The sequence below is a fragment of the Bradyrhizobium neotropicale genome (assembly GCF_001641695.1).
GTDB classification, from domain to species: Bacteria; Pseudomonadota; Alphaproteobacteria; order Rhizobiales; family Xanthobacteraceae; genus Bradyrhizobium; species Bradyrhizobium neotropicale.
The window spans coordinates 126799-128202 of sequence record NZ_LSEF01000008.1; the positions used below are offsets into that span (position 1 = coordinate 126799).

Consider the following 1404-nt stretch of genomic DNA (forward strand, 5'->3'; position numbering starts at 1 on the left):
ATCCGCCGCAACATGAACGATTCCGACACCGAGGCGAACACCAAGGCGATCGACTCGCTGCTCAACTACGAGACCGTGAAATATTTCGGCGCCGAGGCGCGCGAGGCGCAGCGCTACGACCGTTCGGTCGCGCGCTACGAGGAGGCCAGCGTCCACAGCTACACCTCGCTCGCGGTGCTCAACACCGGCCAGGCCGTGATTTTCACGCTGGGGCTCACCGCGACCATGCTGATGTGTGCGATCGGCGTGCGCCAGGGGCGCAACACGGTCGGCGATTTCGTGCTGATCAACGCCATGATGATCCAGCTCTACCAGCCGCTCAATTTCATGGGCATGGTCTATCGCGAGATCAAGCAGGCGATCATCGACATCGAGAAGATGTTCAACGTGCTGGGGCGCGAGGCCGAGATCAAGGACGCGCCCGGTGCCAAGCCGCTGGTGGTCTCGGCAGGCACGGTGCGCTTCGAAGACGTCCGTTTTGCCTATGAGGCGGCGCGGCCGATCCTCAAGGGCATCAGCTTCGAGGTGCCGGCCGGTAAGACGGTGGCGATCGTCGGCCCGTCCGGCGCCGGCAAGTCAACCATCTCGCGCCTCCTGTTCCGCCTTTACGATGTCTCCGGCGGAAAGATCCTGATCGACGGTCAGGACATCCGGGAAATCACGCAGAGCTCGCTGCGCGCCTCGATCGGCATGGTGCCGCAGGACACCGTGCTGTTCAACGACACCATCCGCTACAACATCCGCTACGGCCGCTGGGACGCCAGCGATGCCGAAGTCGAGCAGGCGGCACGCCTCGCGCAGATCGACCATTTCATCCGCATGGCGCCGAAGGGCTATGAGACCCAGGTCGGCGAGCGCGGCTTGAAGCTGTCCGGCGGCGAGAAGCAGCGCGTCGCGATTGCGCGCACCGTGCTGAAAGCGCCGCCGATCCTGGTGCTGGACGAGGCGACGTCGGCGCTGGACACCCATACCGAGCACGAGATCCAGGGGGCGCTCGACCGTGTCGCCAGGAACCGCACCTCGCTCGTGATCGCGCACCGGCTCTCCACCATCGTCGGCGCCGACGAGATCATCGTGCTCGACCAGGGCCGGATCGCCGAGCGCGGCACCCACGCACACCTGCTCGCGCAGGGCGGCCTCTATGCCGGCATGTGGAACAGGCAGCGCGAGGCCGAGGCGGCGCGCGAGAAACTGGCGAGGATGGGCGAGAGCAGCGAGGCGCCCAACCGGGAGCCGCCGCCGGTCGAGGACGTCCTGACGGCGCCTGCGGCCGCGGAGTGACCTTGTCTCTGGTCCCAACTCTGGCCTAAACAACTCCGGCGCGAGGCGACCCGCGCGCCATCAACCCCTTAGCGGCAGATAGCGATGTCCATTCTCGATTCGATCCAGCGTCAGATCCCGCCG

At 66.2% G+C, this 1404-nt stretch carries 1 pseudogene; it reads left to right on the plus strand.

Annotation, left to right across the window (positions count from 1 at the left end):
* Nucleotides 1-1281: pseudogene (locus AXW67_RS01370) on the plus strand (ABCB family ABC transporter ATP-binding protein/permease); the annotation flags it as partial.
* Nucleotides 1282-1404 lie beyond the last annotated feature (123 nt).